Source organism: Pseudorhodoferax sp. Leaf265 (genome assembly GCF_001422365.1).
Classification (GTDB): Bacteria; Pseudomonadota; Gammaproteobacteria; order Burkholderiales; family Burkholderiaceae_C; genus Pseudorhodoferax.
Genome location: NZ_LMMT01000023.1, coordinates 287,461 through 309,423, shown reverse-complemented (window position 1 = coordinate 309,423; position 21,963 = coordinate 287,461). Strand labels below are relative to the sequence as shown.

The following is a 21,963-nucleotide window of genomic DNA, read 5'->3' as shown; positions in this document are numbered from 1 at the left end:
CTCGCACGTTTTTCCGGCCGGCCAAGGGCACAATGCCGCTCCGATCGAAGCTCCATGGGACCCGTCGCCGCGCTCTCTCGCCCACACGCCCGCCGTCTGCGCGAGGTCTACCGTTCCGCCGGCTGGCCCTGGCAGGACGTGGTGGAACTCGAACTGCTGGCGCTGGGCCTGCTAGAGCGCCTGCACACCGACGGGCGCGACTGCGTGCGCCTGACCGAGGCCGGCATCCAGGCCGTGGCGCACGCGGCGGTGCGCAACCAGCGGGCGCGCTCGGCGCACGAGGCATTGGTCGAGCGCGTTGCGCGCGAGCAGGGGCGGGCCGGCCGCATCGCCTGGCGCGGGCTTGCCCTGCGCGCGCTGCTGCCGGCAGCGACGGATGGTGCGGCGCCCAGCTGGTGCGTGGCTTGTCCGGACGTGTTCTCGATCCGCAACACCTCGGTGGCCAGCTATGTCGAGCCCGTGGTGCACGAGATCAAGGTCAGCCGCGCCGACCTGCTCGGCGACCTGCGCAAACCGGCCAAGCGCCAGGCCTACCTGGATCTGGGGGGCCAGTGCTGGTATGTGCTGGGCCGCGACGCGCGTGGGCGTGCGATCGGCGATGCGGACGACGTGCCGGCCGAATGCGGCGTGCTGCTGCAGCAGGAAGACGGCCAGCTGTGCGTGCAGCGCAATGCCCAGCGGCGTGAGCGCCTGGCCTTGCCTTTCCACGTCTGGATGGCGCTGGCCCGCGCCACGCCCTGCGCCGGCCTGGACGAGGATGCCCAGCAGGAGCTGCGCGCCGGTTGATGCAAGTCCCTGCTGCGTGTGCGGTGCGCGGGAACTTCTTGCCATGGGCGTGGCCTACACTTTCGCGCAGCCCGCTTCCCAACGACATGATCCACCGGCCCTCCCGCATCCTCGCCCTCGGCGCGCTGTCGCTCGCGCTGCTCAGCGGCTGCCAGCTGCCACGGCAGAAGCTGGCGCCGCAGGAGCATTTCGATTCGAGTTCGACCTATTCGCGCAGCTTCGGCGCCACGCCCGCGGAAACCTGCGAGGCCGCGCGCCGTGCGCTGCTCAGCCAGGGCTACCTGATCAACACCTCGACCAAGGACCTGGTGGACGGCCGCAAGAACTTTCAGCCGGGCGTGGACACCCATGTGCAGATGGAGATCCGCGTCGTCTGCGCACCCGAGACGCGCAGCGGCAAGAGCACGCTGGGCTTCGTCACCGCGCAGCAGGACCGGTTCTCGCTCAAGAAAAGCGCCACGGCGGCCAGCCTGGGCGTGGGCGCGGTGGGCTCGGTGTCGCTGCCGTTCGCGGCCAGCGACGATTCGCTGGTGCGCATCGGCAGCGAGACCATCGACGCCCAGGAGTTCTACGAGCGCCTGTTCCAGCTGATCAACCGCTTCCTGCTCGACGACGACGAGGAAGAACGGCAGCAGGAAGGCGGCGGCCGGCCGCCGCATCCGGACCAGCCGGCCGCGTGAGGCCGGTAGGCCGGCGCGAGACGCCGCTGTAGGGCGTTTTCCTACAGGGCGCGCCGGCGCGGGAGACGCGGCGTCCATCCAACCCCCGACTCAAAAGCTTTTGGGTGGCAACCACAATCCATTTCAACGGATCACGACCCCTCGCCTGCAGTAGATGCAGGCCTTCGGATCCGGTGACTTGCCAAGGAGTGCCGCCATGAACACCGAACAGATCATTGCCGAGATCCGCGAAGCCAACCTCACCTACCTGATGCTGGCCCAGAACCTGATCCGCCAGGACAAGGCGGCGGCACTGTTCCGCCTGGGCATCCAGGAAGAAGCGGCCGACATCCTGGGCACGCTGTCGGCGGCGCAGATCCTCAAGCTGGCCTCCAGCAACATGCTGCTGTGCCACTTCCGCGTGGACGACAACCTGGTCTGGAACCTGTTGACCAACCACGACGTGAAGAAGGTCGGCAACGAGGCCACCAACAAGCTGCACGCCAATATCCTGATGGCCGGCCGCCTGGCCGAAGTCATCTAAGCCCCCACTGCCTGCAGGAGCAAAGCCATGGCCGCCGCCTCGACCAAAAGTGTGCTGAACGATTCGCGCCAGATCGAGCGCGCCGCGATGCTGATCCAGATGGGTGCCCGCATGCAGGTGCTGGAGTCCGAGACCGACCTCTCCTACGAGCGGCTGCTGCGCCTGTACAAGGAAGTGGCGGGCAAGTCGCCGTCCAAGGGACAGTTGCCGTTTTCCACGGACTGGTTCCTGTCCTGGCAGGAGAACATCCACTCCTCGCTGTTTCTGAACATCTACGAGTACCTGTCCAAGAGCATGGACATGGACCCGATCGACATGCTGACCAAGGCCTACCGGCTGTACCTGGAGCAGGTCGAGGCGGCCGAGATCGACCCGCTGCTCTCGTTCACGCGGGCCTGGCGCCTGGTCAAGTTCGTCGACGCCAACATGCTCAACATGACGGCCTGCAGCAGCTGCGGCGGCAAATTCGTCTCCGAGCTCTACGAGAACCCGCGAACCTACCTGTGCGGCCTGTGCAACCCGCCGGCACGTGCGGGCAAGTGCAAGGGCGAACGCTCGCTGATGCTGCAGTGAGCGGCGTGGTGCGCTAGCTCCAGAGGTCCAGCGGCGGCTCGTGCGCCACGGCGCGCACGATGTCGCTGCGCGAGACGAAGCCGACCACGGCGCCCGCATCGTCCACCACGGGCAGCCCGGGCAGGCCGTCCTCGTGGAGCACGGCGGCCACGCGGCGGATCTCGTTGTCGGCCGAGGTGCTGGGCACCGGTGTCCACATCAGTTCGCCCACGGGCTGGGCCATGGCCCGAGCCCAGGTTTCCTGCGCAAGATCCGGGTGCGCCAGGCGCTCGGGCCGCAGCAGGTCGGCGCGCAGCAACAGGCCCACCAGCATCCCTGAACTGCTCACCACCGGCGCCTGCGCATGGCCGTGGTAGGCCAGCAGCTTCCAGGCCTCCAGCACGGGCATGCTCTCGGGCAGCGTGAGCGCAGGCGTGCGCATGATCTCGGCCACGCGTGTGAGCGGCTGGCGCTGGGTTTCGGGCGCGCCGGTCTGAGCGTAGGCGGCCAGCGCTGTCCGGCTCGCCACCGTGGTGCCCGCGGCCGGCACGGCGACTGGCTCCAGCGGCGTGGTCAGCGTCGGATCGGCCGATACGCGCTCGGGCAGCACCTCCTCGTTGGAATCGATGCGGCGTGTGCGCGCGGCTGCGTTCACGCGTTCGATCTGACGCAGCTGCTCGGCCGAGCCGGTGAACTGGCGCCCGCTGACGCCGTAGATGGAAAACATGGGGAGCCTCCTTGGCGCGTCGCATGGGGCTGAACTGCGGCGGAAATTACCACAGCGGCCGCTTCCTACAATCGCCGCATGCTTTCTTTCGATCCCCCGGCGGCCGACAGCGCCTCGCCGCTGCTGCGCCAGCTCAACCCCGAACAGCTGGCGGCCGTCACGCTGCCGCAGGAGCACGCGCTGATCCTGGCCGGCGCCGGCTCCGGCAAGACGCGCGTGCTGACCACGCGCATCGCCTGGCTCATGTCCACCGGGCAGGTCTCGCCCGGCGGCATCCTGGCCGTGACCTTCACCAACAAGGCCGCCAAGGAGATGATGACGCGCCTGGGCGCGATGCTGCCCGTCAACGTGCGTGGCATGTGGATCGGCACCTTCCATGGCCTGTGCAACCGCTTCCTGCGCGCCCACTACAAGCTGGCCAGCCTGCCGCAGAGCTTCCAGATCCTGGACACGCAGGACCAGCTCTCGGCCATCAAGCGGTTGCTGAAACAGCACAACATCGACGACGAGCGCTTTCCGCCCAAGCAGCTGCAGTGGTACATCAGCGGCAACAAGGAGGAGGGGCTGCGCGCCCACAACCTCACCGGCCGCGACGAGGACACGCGCAAGAAGATCGAGCTGTACCGCCTGTACGACGAGCAGTGCCAGCGCGAGGGCGTGGTCGATTTCGCCGAGCTGCTGCTGCGCAGCTACGAGCTCCTGCGCGACAACGACCCGATCCGCGAGCACTACCAGCGCCGTTTCCGCCACATCCTCATCGACGAGTTCCAGGACACCAACACGCTGCAGTACGCCTGGATCAAGATGCTGGCCGGCAAGGCCGAGGTCGACCAGGGCCTGCCACCAGGCCACGCCGGCAGCGTGCTGGCCGTGGGCGACGACGACCAGAGCATCTACGCCTTCCGCGGCGCGCGCGTGGGCAACATGTCCGATTTCGTGCGCGAGTTCGACGTGCGCCAGCAGATCAAGCTGGAGCAGAACTACCGCAGCCACGGCAACATCCTCGACTCGGCCAACGCGCTGATCGAGCACAACAGCCGCCGCCTGGGCAAGAACCTGCGCACCGACCAGGGACCGGGCGAGCCGGTGCGCGTGGTCGAGCAGGCCAGCGACTTCGCCGAGGCGCAGTGGATGGTGGACGAGATCCGCCAGCTCGTGCGCGACGACGTGCCGCGCAAGGAGATCGCGATCCTGTACCGCAGCAATGCGCAGAGCCGCGTGATCGAGACCGCGCTGTTCAATGCCGGCATGCCCTACCGCGTGTACGGCGGGCTGCGCTTCTTCGAGCGGGCCGAGATCAAGCACGCACTGGCCTACCTGCGGCTGCTGGAGAACCGACACGACGACACCAGCTTCCTGCGCGTCGTGAACTTCCCGCCGCGCGGCATCGGTGCGCGCAGCATCGAGCAGTTGCAGGACGCCGCGCGCATGCACGGCTGCTCGCTCAACGATGCGGTCAGCAGCCTGACGGGCAAGGCCGGCAGCAACCTGACGGCCTTCGTCGCGCGTGTGGACGTGCTGCGCGAACAGACCGCCGGCCTCACGCTGCGCGAGATCATCGAGCAGGTGCTGGACGGCAGCAGCCTCATCGAGCATTACAAGGCCGACCGCGAGGGCGCGGACCGGGTCGAGAACCTGGAGGAACTCGTCAACGCGGCCGAGAGCTTCGTGACGCAGGAAGGCTTCGGTCGCGATGCGGTGGCGCTGCCGCTGGACGAGCATGGCCTGTCCCAGTCGCCAGCCAGCCAGGGGCTGGACCCGAACGCCCCGGTCGTCGACACGCCCTTGCCCGATGTGTCGCCCGACACCGGTGAAACCCTGTCGCCGCTGGCGGCCTTCCTGACCCATGCGGCGCTGGAGGCCGGCGACAACCAGGCCCAGGCCGGCCAGGACGCCGTGCAGCTCATGACCGTGCACTCGGCCAAGGGCCTGGAGTTCGACTGTGTGTTCATCGGCGGCATGGAGGAGGGCCTGTTCCCGCACGAGAACAGCATGACCGAGCGCGACGGGCTGGAGGAGGAGCGCCGGCTCATGTATGTCGCCATCACGCGCGCGCGTGATCGCCTGTATCTCAGCTTCTCGCAGACCCGGCTGCTGCACGGCCAGACCCGCTACAACCTGCGCAGCCGCTTCTTCGAGGAGCTGCCCGAGGACGCGCTGAAGTGGATCACGCCGCGCCAGTCGGGCTTCGGCATGGGCAGCCGCGGGGCCGCACCGGGCCGCTTCGGCATCGAAGCCGGCAACTTCCCGTCTGCCGCCGCACCGCTGCCCCCTCAGAAGGCTGCGCCAAGCCACGGCCTGCGCGCCGGCATGAAGGTGTTCCACACCAAGTTCGGCGAGGGCACGGTCAAGTTGCTGGAAGGCAACGGTGACGACGCGCGCGCGCAGATCGATTTCCCGCGCCATGGCGTGAAGTGGCTCGCGCTGGCCGTGGCCAAGCTCACTCCCGTGCCTTGACTACGGGTTCGCTCTATTTTCGAACCAATTCCTTCGGATATTGTGGGTGGATTCTGAGCTCTGGCGGCCAAAACGGCCGGGTCCCACATGGCTGCAGCATCCGCTCCGCGTCCCCTCGGCACCGCCCAGCGCCTGGGCATCCTGATCGCCTGCGCGCTGGCGGGCGTGTTGGCGCTGTCCGCAGCCTTCCTGTGGTCCGAGCGCAACCTCATCATGGAGGAGCGCCAGGCCAGCGTGCGCCAGAACGTGGAGGCCGCCCACAGCGTGCTCGTGCACTACCAGCGCGAGGCGGCCGCAGGCCGGCTCTCCGAGGCCGATGCCAAGCGCCAGGCCATGGCCACCATCAAGGCCATGCGGTACAGCGGCGCGGAGTACTTCTGGATCAACGACTTCACGCCGACCATGGTGATGCACCCGATCCGGCCCGAGCTGGACGGCAAGAACCTGTCGGAAAACAAGGACCCCACGGGCAAACGCCTGTTCGTCGAGTTTGTCAACGTGGCCCGCGCCGCGGGCGCGGGCCACGTGCCCTACCTGTGGCCCAAGCCGGGCAGCGACAAGCCGGTGCCCAAGACCTCCTACGTGCAGGCCTTCCAGCCCTGGGGCTGGATCATCGGCTCGGGCGTCTATGTGGACACCGTGGAAGCCACCTTCCGCCAGCGCCTGCTGCGCTTCGGCCTCGCGGCGCTGGTGCTGGGCGCGGTGCTGGTCGGCGTCGGCGTGCTGGTCGCGCGCGGGCTGCTGCGCCAGCTGGGCGGCGAGCCGGCCTATGCGGTCGAGGTCGCGCACCGCATCGCCCGGGGCGAACTCGACGTGGCCATCGCCGTGCCGGCCCGGGCCGAGCGCAGCCTGCTGCATGCGATGCGCGGCATGCGCGACAGCATCGCCGGCATCGTGGGCGGTGTGCGCCAGGGTGCGGATGCGATCGCCGCGGCCTCCAGCGAGATCGCGGCGGGCAACCATGACCTGTCGGCGCGGACCGAGCGCCAGGCCAGCGCGCTGGAGCAGACCGCGGCCTCGATGGAGCAACTGACCGGCACCGTCAAGCAGAACGCCGACAACGCACGCCAGGCGAGCCAGCTGTCGGCCACGGCCTCGCAGGTGGCGGGCAAGGGTGGGGCGGTGGTGACCGAGGTGGTGGCGACGATGGAGACGCTGACAGCCTCCTCGCGCAAGATCGTGGACATCATCGGCGTGATCGACGGCATCGCGTTCCAGACCAACATCCTCGCGCTGAACGCGGCCGTGGAGGCGGCGCGCGCTGGCGAGCAGGGCCGGGGCTTCGCGGTGGTGGCCGGCGAGGTGCGCCATCTGGCACAACGCTCAGCCGAGGCGGCCAAGGAGGTGCGCACGTTGATCCAGGCCTCGGTGCAGAACGCAGAGCACAGCAGCGGCCTGGTGCATCAGGCCGGCGCGACCATGCAGGAAATCGTGGACAGCGTGCAGCGCGTGTCGGCCATCGTCGCCGAGATCGCCGCCGCGAGCCAGGAGCAATCGCAGGGCATCGACCAGATCAACCAGGCGATCGCCGACATGGATGCCGTGACGCAGCAGAACGCGGCGCTGGTGGAGCAGTCCGCGGCGTCGGCTGCCGCGATGCGCACCCAGGCCGACCAGCTGGCGCAGCAGGTGGGAGTATTCCGCATCGGCATGGGTTGAAGGCCCGGTCCGACACGATTGCGCCACATTCCAGGGAGGGACTGGCGGCACAGTCCCGGGCACCGCCAAGGAGCCTGACACCGCAATGAGCCTGTTCCCCAACCTGTTTCCCGAAATGAGCATCCGCCTGAAGTTGCTGGGTGCCTTTCTGGTGATGCTGGCGGGCTTCATCGTTCTGGCCGGCGCGGCCGTGGTGTTGCAGCTGGTGGGCGCGCAACGTGCGGCGCTGCAGGAGGCACAGCATGTGGCCGTGGCGGTGGCGCGCATGTCCGACCAGTCGGGCACGGCGCAGCGCGACCGGCAGAGTTACTTTGACAGCCTGGGCGTGCTGTTCGACCGCGACATTTTCCTCGTCGATGGCAACGGTGTCGTTGTCGCCGCCACCGACCGCGGCGTCATCGGTCAGACCTACCATGTGCCCGAGATCGCGCAGGCCGTGGCAGAGGGCCGGCCGCGCGACTTCGTCGGCCCCGACGTGTCCGACGGCAGCGAGGCGCACCAGGTCGTGGTGCCGCTGCCGGGGTCCGACGGCCCGGCCGGCCTGCATGGCGGCGATGCCGTGGTGTTCGAGTACACCCAGGTCTACGACACGCTGATGGCCGAGGCCAAGCAGGCCGCGCTGCTGACCGTGGTGGCGACCTTCATCCTGGCCGTGCTGGGCTGGATCATGGCCTTTCGTGTCACGCACGCGCTGGTGCGCCCCCTGGCGGAACTCGAACACACGGTGGCCTTGGTGGCAGCCGGCAACCACGGCGCGCGCCTGCGCGTACGTTCCAACGACGAGGTCGGCCGGCTGGCCGCAGCCGTCAACCGCATGGCGGCGGACCTGCAGCGCCAGCACGCTGCGCTGCAGGAGCGCCATGCCGACCTGGCGCGCAGCAATGCGCTGCTACAGGACGGCATCACGCGCCAGCAGGAAGCTGCCGAGCGCATCGAGTACCTGGCCTACCACGACAGCCTCACGGCCTTGCCCAACCGCAACCAGTTCGGTGCGCTGCTGGCCGACGCGGTGGCCCGCGCCGAACGCGGACACCACCCCTTCGGCTTGTTCTTCGTCGACCTGGACCGTTTCAAGCAGATCAACGACACGCTGGGGCATGGCGCCGGCGATGCGCTGCTGCAGGAGGTGGCCCACCGCCTGCGCCAGACCCTGCGCGCCGGCGATGCGATCGCGCGTTTGGGAGGCGACGAGTTCGTCGTGCTCGTGGACGAGTTGCGCAGCGACCGCCATGCCGAGGCCGTGGCGCACAAGATCCTGCAGGCCGTCGCCAAGCCCTTCGCCATTCCCGGTTACGAACTGCGTGTGACGGCCAGCGTGGGCATCAGCCGCCATGGCCGCGACGGCAGCGATGGGCAGACACTCATGAAGTACGCCGACATCGCCATGTACCAGGCCAAGGCCGCGGGCAAGAACAGTTTCGCCTTCTACTCCCCCGCGCGCGACGACAACTCGATCGCCCGGCTGGAACTGGAATCAAGGCTGCGCTGCGCGCTGGACCTCGGGGAACTGGAGCTGCACTACCAGCCCAAGCTCGACCTGCGCAGCGGCCGCATCACGGGCATGGAGGCACTGCTGCGCTGGCCCAGCCCGGGGTTGGGCATGGTCTCGCCAGAGCAGTTCATTCCCGTGGCCGAGGAAACCGGGCTGATCGTGCCGTTGGGCAAGTGGGCGCTGCGCCAAGCCTGCCGGCAGAACATGGCCTGGCAAGCCCAGGGGCTGGACGGCCTGACGGTGGCCGTGAACCTGTCGCCACGCCAGTTCAGCGATCCCGACCTGTTGACCGACATCGTGTCCATCCTGCACGAGACCGGACTGGACGGCCGCCAGCTGGAGCTGGAGATCACCGAGAGCGCGATCATGCAGGACGCCGAGGCGGGTCGCCGGCTGCTGCGCTCGCTCAAGTCGCTGGGCGTGCGGATTGCCATCGACGATTTCGGCACCGGCTATTCCTCGCTGTCCACACTCAAGCAGTTCCCGATCGACACGCTCAAGATCGACCGCTCCTTCATCGCCGATCTGGCCAGCGATCCGGAGGACCGCGGCCTGACCGAGGCCATCTTGCAGATGGCGCGCACGCTCAAGTTGCACGTCGTCGCCGAGGGCGTGGAGAACCGGGTCCAGCAGACCTTCCTGCGCGAGCGAGGTTGCGACGAACTGCAGGGCTTCCTGTTCAGCAAGCCGCTGCCCGCTGCAGAGTTTGCCGCGTTCGTGCACGACCAGCGCCAGCCCACGGCAGCCTGAACGCCACGCCAGCAGGTGTCCTACAGCCGTATCGCCGCTCTCTGACAGCGGGCAGCCGGTGCCTTGCGTACGCTGGGCCCGATCTACCCAACGAACAGGAGTTCAGCATGCACAACGACACCCCGGCATTCACCCCGTCCCTGGACGACGGCAAGTTGCAACGCGGCGTGCACGAAGTGGGTGAGAACCTGCACTCCACCATCGACCGGGTGGCCCAGCCCGTGCACCACGCCGTGGAGCGCGTCTCTGCCGGCGCGCACCAGACCGTGGACCGCGTGGCCAGCGGCGTCGCCGGCGCCGCGCAGCGCCTGGACCACCGGATCGACCGTGTGCGCGCCGCGCCCAACCAGTTGCTCGATGGCGCGTGCGCGTACGTGGCCGCGCGGCCGCTCAAGGCAGTCGCCACGGCGCTGGTGATCGGGTGGCTGCTGGGGCGCACCGGCGCCCACCGCTGAGCGCGGCGGCGCGCCGCTACCGGTCTCAGGGCGTGCGCGTGCCTAGCGCGATGGTGCCGATCTTCCGGTCAGCACTTTGGCCCATCACCATCAGAGCCGGTTCACCGTCTTCCACGACGACGATGGCGACGCCGTTCGCCACCAGATCTGGTTGCGCACAGGCGCTGCTGAAGCGCAGCGCAGCATTGAAAACGTTCTTGCCGGAGGGCCGTGGTGTCAGGCTGCCCGCCAGAAGGCAACCGCTCGGCCCGGTGCCGGAAAGCGTGCCATCAGTCGCCACTTGGAGCCGCATGGATTGATCCGCCCAGGACGCGAGCGTCCAGTTGCCGGTGATGCTGGCCGGGTCTGCGGGGATGTCATACCGGTAACCCTGGGTAGATCTCCTGGCCGAGAAGGGAACCACGTCATTGCCAAACACGTACTGGCCTTGAATGGTTCCAGCTGACGCGTTGTAGCTGGCCGAAACAGTGCCTGCAACGGGAGGCGCCGCGCCATAGTCCAGTACATCGTTGGCGCTGAAGGACCCGTTGGCCGAGCTGCCGTGCGCGTGCAGGAAGCCACCGCCGCCGTTGAAGCTGTAGAGTGCCCACGATTCTCCGTTCTCCAGCACGATGGCTGCGTACTGCCCCGTGGTCGCGGCCCCCAGGCTACCTTAGTAAACCCCCTCTGCGGATGCAGGCGTTTCCGGGGTGCTGTCCCCATCTCCGCCACCGCCGCCGCACGCGGAGAGCGCGGCAACAGCAGCAAGCGTCATGAGGAAGGTGGAGGAGCGAGAGTGGAATGAGGACATCGAAGTGATTTACGGTTGAAATGAATACCAAAAATGCAATTTGCATACGACAACCTTGGCGAGTGAGTCTACGTTGGTTTCAAATTCAACCTGAGACGCGACGCACGGGTTTCCGCACTTTGGTGGAGAAGCTCGGGAACTCCGGACTCCATTTGGACATGCGCTTCTCAGAAGCGCCATGCCGGTGCCCGGCACAATGCACTGCCATGAAATCCAAAGTGCAGTTCCGCCTGCGCATCTACCGCGACGACAACATCGCCATCGGGCCCGGCAAGGTCGCCCTGCTGGAGGCCGTCGCCGAGACCGGCTCGATCTCGGCGGCGGCGCGCCACCTGGGCATGTCCTACCGCCGGGCCTGGGTGCTCATCGACGAGACCAACCGTGCGTTGGCGCTGCCTGCGGTCAACACCGCGGCGGGCGGCGCGCACGGCGGCGGCACCGCGCTGACCGAGGTGGGCATCGAACTCGTCACACGCTACCGCGCGATTGAAAACACGGCACGCCTGGCCGCCGCGGCCGACATCACAGCACTGAACCGCCTGCTCGCACCCTAGGCGGCCAGACGCTTGAGGTGGCTATGCCAGAATGCGCGCTGTATCTTCATGGACACGACGCGCGCACTCCTGGCCGGCATGGACTGGCATCCCCTGATCCTGTCGCTGCAGGTGGCCGCCTGGGCCACGGCCGTTGCGCTGGTGCTGGGCATGGGCCTGGGCTGGCTGGTGGGGCGTTGCCGTTTCCCGGGCCGCCAGCTGCTCGAGGCCGCCTGCATGCTGCCCCTGGTGCTGCCGCCCACCGTGGTCGGCTATGGCATCCTGGTGCTGGCCGGTCGGCGCAGTCCGCTCGGCGCCTGGCTGCGCGAACATTTCGACTACTCCATCATCTTCAGTTGGCATGGCGCCGTGGTGGCCTCGGCCATCGTGGCGTTGCCGCTGGTGCTCAAGTCGGCCAGCGCGGCGTTCGCCGGTGTCGACCGCTCGCTGGAGGCGGCTGCCGCGACACTGCGCCAGTCACCTCTGTCGGTGTTCCTGCGCGTCACGCTGCCGCTGGCCTGGCCCGGCATCCTGGCCGGCACGCTGCTGGCCTTCGCGCGGGCCATGGGCGAGTTCGGCGCTTCGCTGATGGTGGCCGGCTCCATTCCGCAGCAGACGCAGACGCTGTCCATGGCCATCTACGACGCGAGCCAGGCCGGGCAGGACGATCTCGCACTGCTGCTGGTCGCCATCACCTCGGTGTTGTCCATCACGGTGCTCGTTCTGTCCAACCGGTTGCTGGCGCCGCGTTGAACATGGCTGCACGCGTCGATGTCGATCTGCAGCTGACCGTGGCCGACGGGCGGCGCAGTTTCACGCTGTCGGCCGCCTTCGCGTCCGACGCCGCCTTCGTCGCGCTGTACGGCCCCTCGGGGTCGGGCAAGTCGCTCACGCTGCAGGCCATGGCCGGCCTGCTGCGGCCCAGCGCCGGCCATGTGCACGTGGCCGGCCGCACGCTGTTCGACGCGGCCACCGGCGTGGACCTGCCACCGGCCGCGCGCCGCGTCGGCTACCTGTTCCAGGACTACGCGCTGTTCCCGCACCTCACGGTGCGCCAGAACATCGGTTTCGGGCTGACCTCCTGGCGCAGCCGGCGGCTGACGCCGGCGCAGCAGGCGCGCATCGACACGCTGCTGCAGAACTTCGGGCTGTCTGCCATGGCCGACAGCCGGCCCCAGACCTTGTCGGGCGGCCAGCGCCAGCGCGTGGCGCTGGCCCGGGCCCTGGCCTGCGAGCCCCACCTGCTGCTGCTGGACGAACCCTTCGCGGCGCTCAACCCGATGCTGCGCGATGAGCTGCGGGTCGAGCTCGCGAGCGCCTGCCGGCAGGCCGGCATCCCGGCGCTCATGATCACGCACGACGTGGAAGATGCGCTGGCGCTGGCCGACGAAGCCTTTGTTTACGAGGAGGGCTGCATCGTGCGGCGCGTGGACCTGCGCGCCGGCGTGCAGGCGGAACTGCGGCGCGCGGCGCTGGCCGGCGCGGCCCCGCTGGCCGCCACGCCCTTGCGCGCCAGGCTGCAGCGCATGCTGCTGGGCCGCTGAGCTTCAGGCCTCGCTGGGCAGTGCCGGCGTTTCGCTTTCCACGAAGCAATCGCGGAAGCTGAAGTAGATCGAGGTCGACATCATGGCCGCCATCAGGAAGGCGAACGGCATCATGACCATGCTCGCCGCCTCGGCGCTGCCGACCAGCGAAGCGAAGATCGCGATCACCATGCCCATGGCCATCACCAGGCCGGCCCAGGCCAGTCCGTAGACCAGGAAGGCGCGCGCATTGCGCAGGCAGGCCACGATGCTGAAGAACAGGCTCTTGGCCGGCGAGATGCCATGCCAGTGCACGAGGGCGGGTGCGTGCCAGAACATCAGGAAGATCGGCAGGTGCAGCAGCAGCGTGAGCAGCACGGCGCCGCTGACCTGCTCGGCGGCCGGCGCGCCAGCCTGGACCGGCGCGGACGGTGCCGGCAGCAGGGCAGAGACGATCAACGAGACCAGCGTGGACAGCACGGCATAGGCCAACCCCAGTGCCAGCATCGCCTTCATGCGCTGCTGGCCGGCGCGGAAGGCGCTGGCCAGTACGGTCGGCATCGGAAAGCGCCCCTGCGCGGCCTCGCGCGTGGCGGCCATCAGGCCCAGCGTGCTGGCCGGCACCAGCACGCCGGCCAGCAGCACGCCGATGCCCGGCAGCTGCGAGACGATCAGCATGACCGCCATGTACATGAAAAACAGGCCGACCAGGGCCAGTGGCTGGCGGAAGAAGGTCTGGATGCCCTCGCGCACCCATTGGATGCCAGTGCGGGCGGGGACGATGTTGAGGATCATGTCAGTGCCGCCCGGCCGCCCGTAGGCACTGACGCGCCCCCTCGGGGGGCAGCGATACGCGGAGCGATGGGCGTGGGGGCAGGTTCATGCGAAGGCGGGCGCAAAGCGCGTCGCGCGGGCGCGCAGCACGCGCTCGAAGTGGCCGGGGTCGTGCGGGGTCAGCAACGCGGCTTCGCGCGGCAGGTGAAAGTCCCACAGCCGCGAGATCCAGAAGCGCAGGGCCCCGGCGCGCAGCATGGCGGGCAGCAGTTCGCGCTCCGCGCCGGTGAGCGCGCGCTCGGCACCGTAGGCATCGAGGAAGGCGGCATGGCGTTCACCATCGGCCTGGCCGTCGGCCAGGTGGATGCACCAGTCGTTCAGGCACACGGCGATGTCGAACAGCCAGGTGTCCACGCCCGCGAAGTAGAAGTCGAAGAAGCCGGTCAGCACCGGGGCCTGGCCCGGCAACTGCTCGAACATCACGTTGTCGCGGAACAGGTCGGCATGCACCGGGCCGCGGGGCAGCGCCGCGTAGGCGGCCGAGGCCGCCACATGGTTCTGGTAGGCCAGTTCGCTCTGCAGCAGAGCGGCCTGTTCCGGCTCCAGGTGGGGCATGACCACGGGTGCGGTTTCGTTCCACCAGGGCAGGCCGCGCAGGTTGGGCTGGTGCCGCTCGTAATCGCGGCCGGCAAGGTGCATGCGCGCCAGCATGGCACCCACGGCGGCGCAGTGCGCCGGGCCCGGGGACAGCTCGCTGGCACCGCGCAGCCGGTTGACCAGTGCGGCCGGCTTGCCGTTCACACGGTGCAGGATGCTGCCCTCGGCATCGGCCGCCGGATCGGGCACCGGGATGCCCCGGCGCGCCAGGTGCTGCATCAGATGCAGGTAGAAGGGCAACTGCGCGAACGACAGGCGCTCGAACAGCGTCAGCACATGCTGGCCGCGTTCGCTGTCGACGAAGTAGTTGGTGTTCTCGATGCCGCCCTGGATGCCGCGCAGGCCGCGCAGCGCGCCCAGCCCCAGGGTGTTCAGCAGGGCCTGGGCATCGTGTTCTGTGACCTCGGTGAAGACTGCCACGGTGTCAGAAGCCGAGCACTTTCCAGACGCGCTGCCCGGCATTGCCCTGGGCGTTGTCGCGTTCGTTGCCGGGCCGCACGCGCGCGCCGTTGTGCGGCACGATCTCGTAGGCCGGCATGGCGCTGTTGAGCGGCTGCACGGTGATGCTTTGCGGTTCGCCGCCGTAGCGCAGCTCGTCGATGCGGGCGCCCTTGTCCTCGATGCGGATGTGCTCGATCCGCTTGTCGGTGCCGGACTGGCCCGGGTTGTCGGCCACCAGCGGCGGCGGGGCCGCGGCCGGGGCCTGGCCGAAGGCCGAAGCCGTGGCCACCAGGCTGAAACAGAGGAGGGCGAGTGCGCGCATGGGCGGCATTGTAGGTGGCCGCAACGCCCTGGGCGCCGAAGGCACAATGCCCCGATGAGCGACACGAATACCCTGCTGCTGGTCGACGGTTCCAGCTATCTGTACCGGGCCTACCACGCGCTGCCGGATCTGCGCGGCCCCGACCAGTTCCCGACCGGCGCGCTCCACGGCATGGTGGCCATGCTGACCAAGCTGCGGGCGCAGTTTCCGTCCGCCCATGCGGTCTGCGTGTTCGACGCACCGGGCAAGACCTTCCGCGACGACTGGTATCCCGAGTACAAGGCCAACCGCGCCGCCATGCCCGAGCCGCTGGTGCAGCAGATCGGCCCGATCCACGAGGTGGTGCGGCTGCTGGGCTGGCCGGTCCTGTCGATCGTGGGCATCGAGGCCGACGACGTGATCGGCACGCTGGCGCGTTCCATGGCGGCGCGCGGCGGTACGGTGGTGGTGTCCACGGGCGACAAGGACATGGCGCAGCTGGTCGACGACCACGTCACGCTGATCAACACCATGAGCAACGAGACGCTGGACCCGGCCGGCGTGCAGGCCAAGTTCGGCGTGCCGCCCGAGCGCATCGTGGACTACCTGTCCCTGATCGGCGACACGGTGGACAACGTGCCCGGTGTGGACAAGGTCGGCCCGAAAACAGCCGTGAAATGGCTGACCGAGCACGGCTCGCTCGACGGCGTGATGGCCGCCGCGGGCAGCATCAAAGGTGTGGCCGGCGACAACCTGCGCAAGGCGCTGGACTGGCTGCCGCTGGGTCGCAGGCTCGTGACCATCCGCACCGATTGCGACCTGGCCGAGCACGTGGCCGGCTGGCCGGCCGAGGCCGGCTTCGAGGCGCTGAAGTTCGCCGAGCCCGACCCTGTGCAGCTGCTGGCCTTCTACCAGCGTTACGGCTTCAAGACCATGGCCCGCGAGCTGGAAGCGCGCATGGCTGCCACCAAGCCCGCGCCGGCCAGCACCGACGACCTGTTCGCCGAAGGCCAGGGCGACACCGAGGCACCGGCCGCCACGGCCTGCGAGCCGACACCACCCAGTGGCAACTACCAGACCATCGCCAGTTGGGAGCAGCTGGACGCGTGGATCGCACGCCTGCGCGCCGCGCCGCTGGCCGCGCTCGACACCGAGACCGACTCGCTGGACCCGATGCGCGCGCGCATCGTCGGCATCTCGTTCGCGCTGCAGGCGCGCGAGGCCGCCTACATTCCGCTCGCCCACAACTACGCCGATGTGCCCGACCAGTTGCCGCTGGACGCGGTGCTGGCCAAACTCAGGCCCTGGCTGGAGGACGAGGCCGCCGGCAAGATGGGCCAGAACATCAAGTACGACAGCCACGTGTTCGCCAACCACGGCATCACGGTGCGCGGCTGGCGCCACGACACGCTGTTGCAGAGCTATGTGATCGAAGCGCACAAGCCGCACAGCCTGGAGAGCCTGGCCGACCGCCACCTGGGCCGCAAGGGCCTGTCCTACGAGGATATCTGCGGCAAGGGCGCCAAGCAGATCCCGTTCGCGCAGGTCGACGTGCAGACCGCCACCACCTACTCGGGCGAGGACAGCGAGATGGTGCTGGACGTGCACCGCGTGCTGTGGCCCGAACTCGAAGCCGAGCCGGCCGCCGCGCCGAGCCGGCGCTATGTCTACGAACAGATCGAGATGCCGACCAGCGGCGTGCTGCAGCGCGTGGAGCGCCACGGCGTGCTGGTCGATGCGGCCGTGCTGCAAAAGCAGAGCCAGGCCCTGGCCGAGCGCATGGTCGCGCTGGAGCAGGAGGCCTACGACCTGGCCGGCCAGCCCTTCAACATGGGCAGCCCCAAGCAGATCGGCGAGATCCTGTTCACCAAGCTCGGCATCCCGGTGCAGAAGAAGACCGCCACGGGCGCGCCGTCCACCGACGAGGAGGTGCTGGAGAAACTCGCGGCCGACTACCCGTTGCCCGCGCGCCTGCTCGAACACCGCGGTCTGTCCAAGCTCAAGAGCACCTACACCGACAAGCTGCCGCTGATGGTCAACCCGATCACCGGCCGCGTGCACACCAACTACGCGCAGGCCGTGGCCGTGACGGGCCGGCTGTCCAGCAACGAGCCCAACCTGCAGAACATCCCGATCCGCACGCCCGAGGGCCGGCGCGTGCGCGAGGCCTTCATCGCGCCGCCGGGCCACCAGATCGCCAGCGCCGACTACTCGCAGATCGAGCTGCGCATCATGGCCCACATCAGCGAGGACCCGGGCCTGCTGGCCGCCTTCGCCGAGGGCCGCGACGTGCACCGCGCCACCGCGGCCGAGGTCTTCGGTGTCGACGTGGAGGCCGTCAGCAGCGAGCAGCGCCGCTACGCCAAGGTCATCAACTTCGGCCTGATCTACGGCATGGGCGCCTTCGGCCTGGCCAGCAACCTCGGCATCGACCAGAAGGCGGCCAAGAACTACATCGACCGCTACTTCGACCGCTTCGCCGGCGTCAAGCGCTACATGGACGAGACGCGCGAGAAGGCCAAGGACCAGGGCTATGTGGAAACCCTGTTCGGCCGGCGCATCGTGCTGCCTGAGATCCAGGGCGGCAGCGGCCCGCGCCGCGCCGCGGCCGAGCGCCAGGCCATCAACGCGCCCATGCAGGGCACGGCGGCCGACCTCATCAAGCTGGCCATGATCGCCGTGCAGGCCGAACTCGACCGGACCGGCCAGTCCACGCGCATCGTGATGCAGGTGCACGACGAACTCGTGTTCGAGCTGCCCGAGCAGGAAGCCGACTGGGTGCGCACCGAGGTGCCGCGGCTCATGGCCGGCGTGGCCAGCCTCAAGGTGCCGCTGCTGGCCGAGGTGGGATTCGGCGCCAACTGGGACCAGGCGCACTGAACCCTGCGGGCTGGCGCGCCTGCGCTATCGTCGCGCGCGACCGCCCGGCACGGAACTGTCGGCGCCGGCGCGGCTCAGTCCACTTCCATCCACCCAGGAGCCAGCATGCTGCGTGAAGATCTCCAGTCCGATTTCGACTCCTTGCTGCCCGGCAGCACCACCGAACAGGGCGCTTCGCGCCGCACCGCGCTGAAAGCGGCGCTGGGCGTGGGCTACGCGGCCTCGGTCCTGCCCACCATGGCGCAGACGGCGGTCAAGACCTCGTCCGAGGGGCTGACCGTTGGCGAGGTCGGCTTCGAGGTCAACGGCTTCAAGGTGCCGGCCTACCGCGCCGCGCCGGCCGGCAAGACCGGCCTGCCTGTGGTGCTCGTGATCCAGGAGATCTTCGGTGTGCACGAGTACATCGCCGACACCGCGCGCCGTTTCGCCAAGGCTGGCTACCTGGCGATCGCCCCCGAGCTGTATGCGCGCCAGGGCGATCCGGGCCAGTACGGAGAGATCGCCAGGCTGCAGGCCGAACTGGTGTCCAAAGTGCCCGACGCGCAGGTCATGGCCGACCTGGACGGCGCCGTCCAATGGGCCGGCGCCAACGGGGGCGACGTCACCAAGGTCGGCATCACCGGCTTTTGCTGGGGCGGCCGCATCACCTGGCTGTACAGCGCGCACAGCCCCAACGTGAAGGCCGGCGTGGCCTGGTATGGCCGCTTGGTCGGCAATGCCAGCGCCACCACGCCGCGCCACCCGGTTGACGTGGCGGGCCAGTTGCACGGTCCGGTGCTGGGCCTGTATGGCGCGGCCGACACCGGCATCCCGCTGGACACGGTGGAGAAGATGAAGGCCGCGCTGGCCCAGGGCAGCGCGGCCGCCAAGGCCTCCGAGTTCGTCGTCTATCCCGACGCGCCGCATGCCTTCCATGCGGACTACCGGCCCAGCTTCCGCCAGGGCCCGGCCGAAGATGGCTGGAAGCGCGCGCTGGCCTGGTTCAAGGCCAAGGGCGTGGCCTGATCCGGGGCGGCGCTGCGGCCTGCGCCTACGGGCGGCTTCGGGCCTGGACGACGCCGCCGCCGCCAAGGTGCGCCGACCATGGGGACATGTCCCGAGACGGGACCTTGTTCAACCTGAGCGAAGGAGCACCACCATGGCAGCAGCCGACGAACGCGATCTGCGCGACCAGCGCAACCTCGATCCCATCACCGAAGCACCCGGCGCGCACCCCGTAGGCACCGGCGTCGGCGCCACCGGCGGCGGTGTCGCCGGTGCGGCCATCGGCGCCGTCGGCGGCCCGATCGGCGCTGCGGTCGGCCTGGTTGCCGGTGCCCTCGTGGGCGGCCTGGCTGGCAAGGCCACGGCCGAGCGCATCAACCCCACGGTCGAGGAAGCCTACTGGCGCGAAAGCTATACGCGCGAGCCCTACTACGAAGCGGGTCGCAGCTTCGACGACTATGGCCCTGCCTACGCATACGGCTGGGGTGCCACCACGACCTATCCGGGCCCGTTCGAGGAGGTCGAACCGACGCTGGCCCGCGACTGGGACAGCCGGCGCGGCAACTCGTCGCTGGACTGGCAGCAGGCCCGCCCCGCCACGCGCGCCGCCTGGGATCGCGTGCAGGCGCCAGCCGCCAGCGTGGGCGACTACGACCGCGACGAGGTGCTGGAGTCGCTGGACGACCTGCTCAAGACCTGCCGCGACGGCGAGAAGGGCTTCAAGGAGGCAGCCGAGCACACGCGCACCGCCAGCCTGGCCACCTTGCTGCGCGACCGCGCCCAGACCTGCGCCCGCGGTGCCGAGGATCTCATCGCGGCGATCGGCCGCCTGGGCGGCGAGGCCAACGACCGGGGCAGCGCCACGGGCGCGTTGCACCGCGGCTGGGTCAGCGCACGTGGCAGCGTCGGCGCCCTGAGCGACCTGGACATGCTGGAGGAATGCGAGCGCGGCGAGGATGCGGCGCTGGCCCGCTACCGCAAGGTGCTGGCGCAAGCGCTGCCGGCCGATGTGCGCACGCTGGTGCAGCAGCAGATGGAGGGAGCCCAGCGCAACCACGACGAGATCAAGCGCCTGCGCGATGCCGAACGCGCGCGCAAGGGCTGATCGCGGCGCTCAGCCGCCCGTGGCGACCGGACGGCTCCGGTCGCTGCACCAGTCGCTCCAGCTGCCGGCATAGAGCGCGGTGGCGGGGTAGCCGGCCACCTGCATGGCCAGCAGGTTGGGCACGGCGCTGACGCCGCTGCCGCATTGGTGCACCACGCTGGCCGGGTCGCGTCCGGCCAACAGCGCGTCGAATTCGGCGCGCAGCTGCTGCGCGGGCTTGAAGCGCCCGTCTTCGCCGATGTTCTGGGCGAATGGGCGGTTCAGCGCGCCCGGGATGTGGCCGGCCACCGGGTCGAGCGGTTCGGTCTCGCCACGAAAACGCGGGCCTGCCCGCGCATCGAGCACGGTCTGCGCGGGACTGTCCAGCCGCGCCAGCACCGCATCGGCATCGACGAGGCGCGCCAGCGGCGCACGCAGTTCGAAGTTGCTGCGGAAGTGGCCCGGTTCCTCGCCGGCCACCACCTCTCCGCCGCTGGCCTGCCAGGCCTGCAGGCCGCCATCGAGCACGGCCACGGCCTCGTGGCCGGCCCACTTGAGCATCCACCAGAGCCGGCCGCAGTAGTTGGCGCCCTGGCGGTCATAGACCACCGCCTGCATGCCATTGGCAAAGCCGACGCTGGACAGCCAGATCGCGAACTTCTCGCGGTTGGGCAGCGGGTGGCGTCCGCCCGAGGCCGGCGCGTCGGCCGCCTGCGCGGTCAGCGTGCCGTGCTTGCCCGGTGCGCCGTGCATGGCGCTCAGGTGGCGGTCGAGGTCTGCGCGCACTGCGCCGGGGATGTGGGCATCGCGGTACTGGGCGTCGCCGGCCTGCGGCTTCATGAGTTCGAAGCTGCAGTCGAACAGCATCTGCGGCTGGCCGCTGGCGCGCAGGGTGCGCAACTGTTCCGGCGTGATCAGGGTGGTGTACATGGGCACTCGGCTTCGTGTTGGACACGCCATTGTGGCGCCCCGGGCCTCAATGCTCCTCCGCCGGTGCCTTGGGCACGGCGCGTTGGCGCAGCACCGTGGCCACCACCCCGCTCGCGATGACCAGGCCGATGCCCACCACGCCCGTCGTGTCGATCACGTCGTCGAACAGCAGCACGCTGAAGATGGACGCGAAGACGATGCCCGAATACTGCAGGTTGGCCACCACCAGCGTGCCGGCCTGGGTCTTGGCCTGGGCATAGGCGCGCGTCATGCACAGCTGGCCCAAGGCCGCCAGCACACCGATGGGCAGAAGCCACAGCGCGTGCAGCCAATTCCAGGGCGACAGGCCGGTGAACAGCATCCACAGCCCGCCCATCGCGGCCGCGCCGAGCGCGAAATAGAACACCGTGCGCGTCTCGGGCTCGCCGATGCGCGACAGCGCGATGACCTGCAGGTAGGCGAAGGCCGCCGTGAGGCCGGAGATCAGCCCCACCATGCTGGCGAAGCCCTGGCCGGGGTTCACGTCGGGCTTCAGGATCATCACCACGCCGGCGAAGCCGACCAGCACCGTCAGTGCCAGCACCCCCTGCAGCGGGGGCAGCGGCACGCGGCCGTCGCGGCCCGGGATCGGCACCCAGGCCAGCAGCGCGCCGCCGACCAGGAAGGTGGCGATCCAGATGCTGCTCATGTAGTTCAGCGTCATCGCCGCCGACAGCGGGATGTGGGCGATGGCGTAGAACCAGCAGCCCAGCGAGAAGGTTCCGATCACGCTGCGCCAGACATGCATGCCCGGGTAGCGCGTGGCCAGCGAGACGCCTTGGCGCCGGGCCAGCACGCCGATGAAGACCACGCCGACGATGCCGCGCCAGAACACCAGTTCGGCGCTGTTGAACGAGGCCGAAGCGAACTTGACGCACACCCCCATGGCGGCGAACAGGAACGCCGACGCCACCATCCAGAGACCTTGCATGACCGCTCTTGCTTG

Annotated in this window: 21 protein-coding genes; 14 read left to right on the top strand and 7 right to left on the bottom strand. The window is 69.2% G+C overall.

Features of this window, described 5'->3' with window-relative positions; translation table 11 throughout:
• The first annotated feature begins 54 nt into the window (after window positions 1-54).
• The 4 genes from ASF45_RS19965 to flhC all read left to right on the top strand — a co-directional run bounded on the left by ASF45_RS19965 (window position 55) and on the right by flhC (window position 2,562).
• Window positions 55-786 (top strand): hypothetical protein, encoded by a 732-nt coding sequence (locus tag ASF45_RS19965; RefSeq protein WP_056666645.1) that lies wholly within the window; start codon window positions 55-57, stop codon window positions 784-786.
• Window positions 787-872: 86 nt separating this feature from the next.
• Entirely contained in the window at window positions 873-1,466 is a 594-nt protein-coding gene (locus ASF45_RS19960; RefSeq protein WP_082551148.1) for a DUF2242 domain-containing protein, read from the top strand.
• Window positions 1,467-1,662: 196 nt separating this feature from the next.
• Window positions 1,663-1,989 (top strand): flagellar transcriptional regulator FlhD, encoded by a 327-nt coding sequence (gene flhD, locus ASF45_RS19955; protein ID WP_056666642.1) that lies wholly within the window; start codon window positions 1,663-1,665, stop codon window positions 1,987-1,989.
• A gap of 27 nt (window positions 1,990-2,016) precedes the next feature.
• Complete coding sequence (gene flhC / locus ASF45_RS19950; protein ID WP_056666639.1) at window positions 2,017-2,562, top strand: flagellar transcriptional regulator FlhC; 546 nt, start codon at window positions 2,017-2,019, stop codon at window positions 2,560-2,562.
• A 13-nt stretch (window positions 2,563-2,575) separates the two neighbouring features.
• Here the strand turns inward: flhC and ASF45_RS19945 are convergent, their stop codons facing one another.
• A complete protein-coding gene (locus ASF45_RS19945) occupies window positions 2,576-3,268 on the bottom strand; it encodes an HPP family protein (RefSeq protein WP_056666637.1) in 693 nt (230 codons plus the stop codon).
• Between the two features lie 78 nt (window positions 3,269-3,346).
• Here ASF45_RS19945 and ASF45_RS19940 point away from each other — a divergent pair, with 78 nt between their 5' ends.
• From ASF45_RS19940 to ASF45_RS19925, 4 genes are all read left to right on the top strand, one after another.
• Window positions 3,347-5,725: a UvrD-helicase domain-containing protein gene (locus tag ASF45_RS19940; protein WP_056666635.1), complete on the top strand. Its 2,379-nt coding sequence runs from the start codon at window positions 3,347-3,349 to the stop codon at window positions 5,723-5,725.
• A gap of 87 nt (window positions 5,726-5,812) precedes the next feature.
• Complete coding sequence (locus tag ASF45_RS19935; RefSeq protein ID WP_056666632.1) at window positions 5,813-7,384, top strand: methyl-accepting chemotaxis protein; 1,572 nt, start codon at window positions 5,813-5,815, stop codon at window positions 7,382-7,384.
• Window positions 7,385-7,469: 85 nt separating this feature from the next.
• Window positions 7,470-9,626 carry a bifunctional diguanylate cyclase/phosphodiesterase gene (locus ASF45_RS19930; protein ID WP_056666630.1) on the top strand — a complete coding sequence of 719 codons (2,157 nt, stop codon included), beginning with the start codon at window positions 7,470-7,472 and terminating at the stop codon, window positions 9,624-9,626.
• A gap of 107 nt (window positions 9,627-9,733) precedes the next feature.
• Window positions 9,734-10,081, top strand: a complete 348-nt coding sequence (locus ASF45_RS19925; protein ID WP_056666628.1) for a hypothetical protein — start codon at window positions 9,734-9,736, stop codon at window positions 10,079-10,081.
• A gap of 25 nt (window positions 10,082-10,106) precedes the next feature.
• On the opposite strand, the gene ASF45_RS35480 is transcribed toward ASF45_RS19925, so the two are convergent.
• Window positions 10,107-10,691 carry a hypothetical protein gene (locus ASF45_RS35480; RefSeq protein ID WP_156473102.1) on the bottom strand — a complete coding sequence of 195 codons (585 nt, stop codon included), beginning with the start codon at window positions 10,689-10,691 and terminating at the stop codon, window positions 10,107-10,109.
• A 386-nt stretch (window positions 10,692-11,077) separates the two neighbouring features.
• On the opposite strand from ASF45_RS35480, the gene ASF45_RS19915 reads away from it, so the two are divergent.
• The 3 genes from ASF45_RS19915 to ASF45_RS19905 are packed head-to-tail and all read left to right on the top strand — an operon-like array spanning window position 11,078 to window position 12,948.
• Entirely contained in the window at window positions 11,078-11,425 is a 348-nt protein-coding gene (locus tag ASF45_RS19915; protein WP_056666622.1) for a winged helix-turn-helix domain-containing protein, read from the top strand.
• Window positions 11,426-11,473: 48 nt separating this feature from the next.
• Entirely contained in the window at window positions 11,474-12,157 is a 684-nt protein-coding gene (gene modB / locus ASF45_RS19910; protein WP_056666620.1) for a molybdate ABC transporter permease subunit, read from the top strand.
• Window positions 12,158-12,159: 2 nt separating this feature from the next.
• Window positions 12,160-12,948, top strand: a complete 789-nt coding sequence (locus ASF45_RS19905; protein ID WP_056666617.1) for an ABC transporter ATP-binding protein — start codon at window positions 12,160-12,162, stop codon at window positions 12,946-12,948.
• A gap of 3 nt (window positions 12,949-12,951) precedes the next feature.
• Here ASF45_RS19905 and ASF45_RS19900 read toward each other — a convergent pair whose 3' ends face one another.
• The 3 genes from ASF45_RS19900 to ASF45_RS19890 all read right to left on the bottom strand — a co-directional run bounded on the left by ASF45_RS19900 (window position 12,952) and on the right by ASF45_RS19890 (window position 15,121).
• Entirely contained in the window at window positions 12,952-13,722 is a 771-nt protein-coding gene (locus tag ASF45_RS19900; RefSeq protein WP_056666614.1) for a BPSS1780 family membrane protein, read from the bottom strand.
• A gap of 84 nt (window positions 13,723-13,806) precedes the next feature.
• A complete protein-coding gene (locus tag ASF45_RS19895) occupies window positions 13,807-14,778 on the bottom strand; it encodes a homoserine kinase (RefSeq protein ID WP_056666611.1) in 972 nt (323 codons plus the stop codon).
• A 4-nt stretch (window positions 14,779-14,782) separates the two neighbouring features.
• Entirely contained in the window at window positions 14,783-15,121 is a 339-nt protein-coding gene (locus ASF45_RS19890; RefSeq protein ID WP_063887730.1) for a hypothetical protein, read from the bottom strand.
• 54 nt (window positions 15,122-15,175) lie between these two features.
• Here ASF45_RS19890 and polA point away from each other — a divergent pair, with 54 nt between their 5' ends.
• From polA to ASF45_RS19875, 3 genes are all read left to right on the top strand, one after another.
• Window positions 15,176-17,980, top strand: a complete 2,805-nt coding sequence (polA, locus tag ASF45_RS19885; RefSeq protein ID WP_056666605.1) for a DNA polymerase I — start codon at window positions 15,176-15,178, stop codon at window positions 17,978-17,980.
• Window positions 17,981-18,085: 105 nt separating this feature from the next.
• Entirely contained in the window at window positions 18,086-18,985 is a 900-nt protein-coding gene (locus ASF45_RS19880; RefSeq protein ID WP_056666602.1) for a dienelactone hydrolase family protein, read from the top strand.
• Between the two features lie 133 nt (window positions 18,986-19,118).
• Window positions 19,119-20,069 carry a PA2169 family four-helix-bundle protein gene (locus ASF45_RS19875; RefSeq protein WP_056666599.1) on the top strand — a complete coding sequence of 317 codons (951 nt, stop codon included), beginning with the start codon at window positions 19,119-19,121 and terminating at the stop codon, window positions 20,067-20,069.
• Between the two features lie 9 nt (window positions 20,070-20,078).
• Here ASF45_RS19875 and ASF45_RS19870 read toward each other — a convergent pair whose 3' ends face one another.
• Window positions 20,079-20,978, bottom strand: a complete 900-nt coding sequence (locus ASF45_RS19870; protein WP_369802146.1) for a sulfurtransferase — start codon at window positions 20,976-20,978, stop codon at window positions 20,079-20,081.
• Window positions 20,979-21,024: 46 nt separating this feature from the next.
• The gene (locus ASF45_RS19865; protein WP_056666592.1) at window positions 21,025-21,948 is read right to left on the bottom strand and encodes a DMT family transporter; all 924 of its coding nucleotides are present in this window, start codon (window positions 21,946-21,948) and stop codon (window positions 21,025-21,027) included.
• Window positions 21,949-21,963 lie beyond the last annotated feature (15 nt).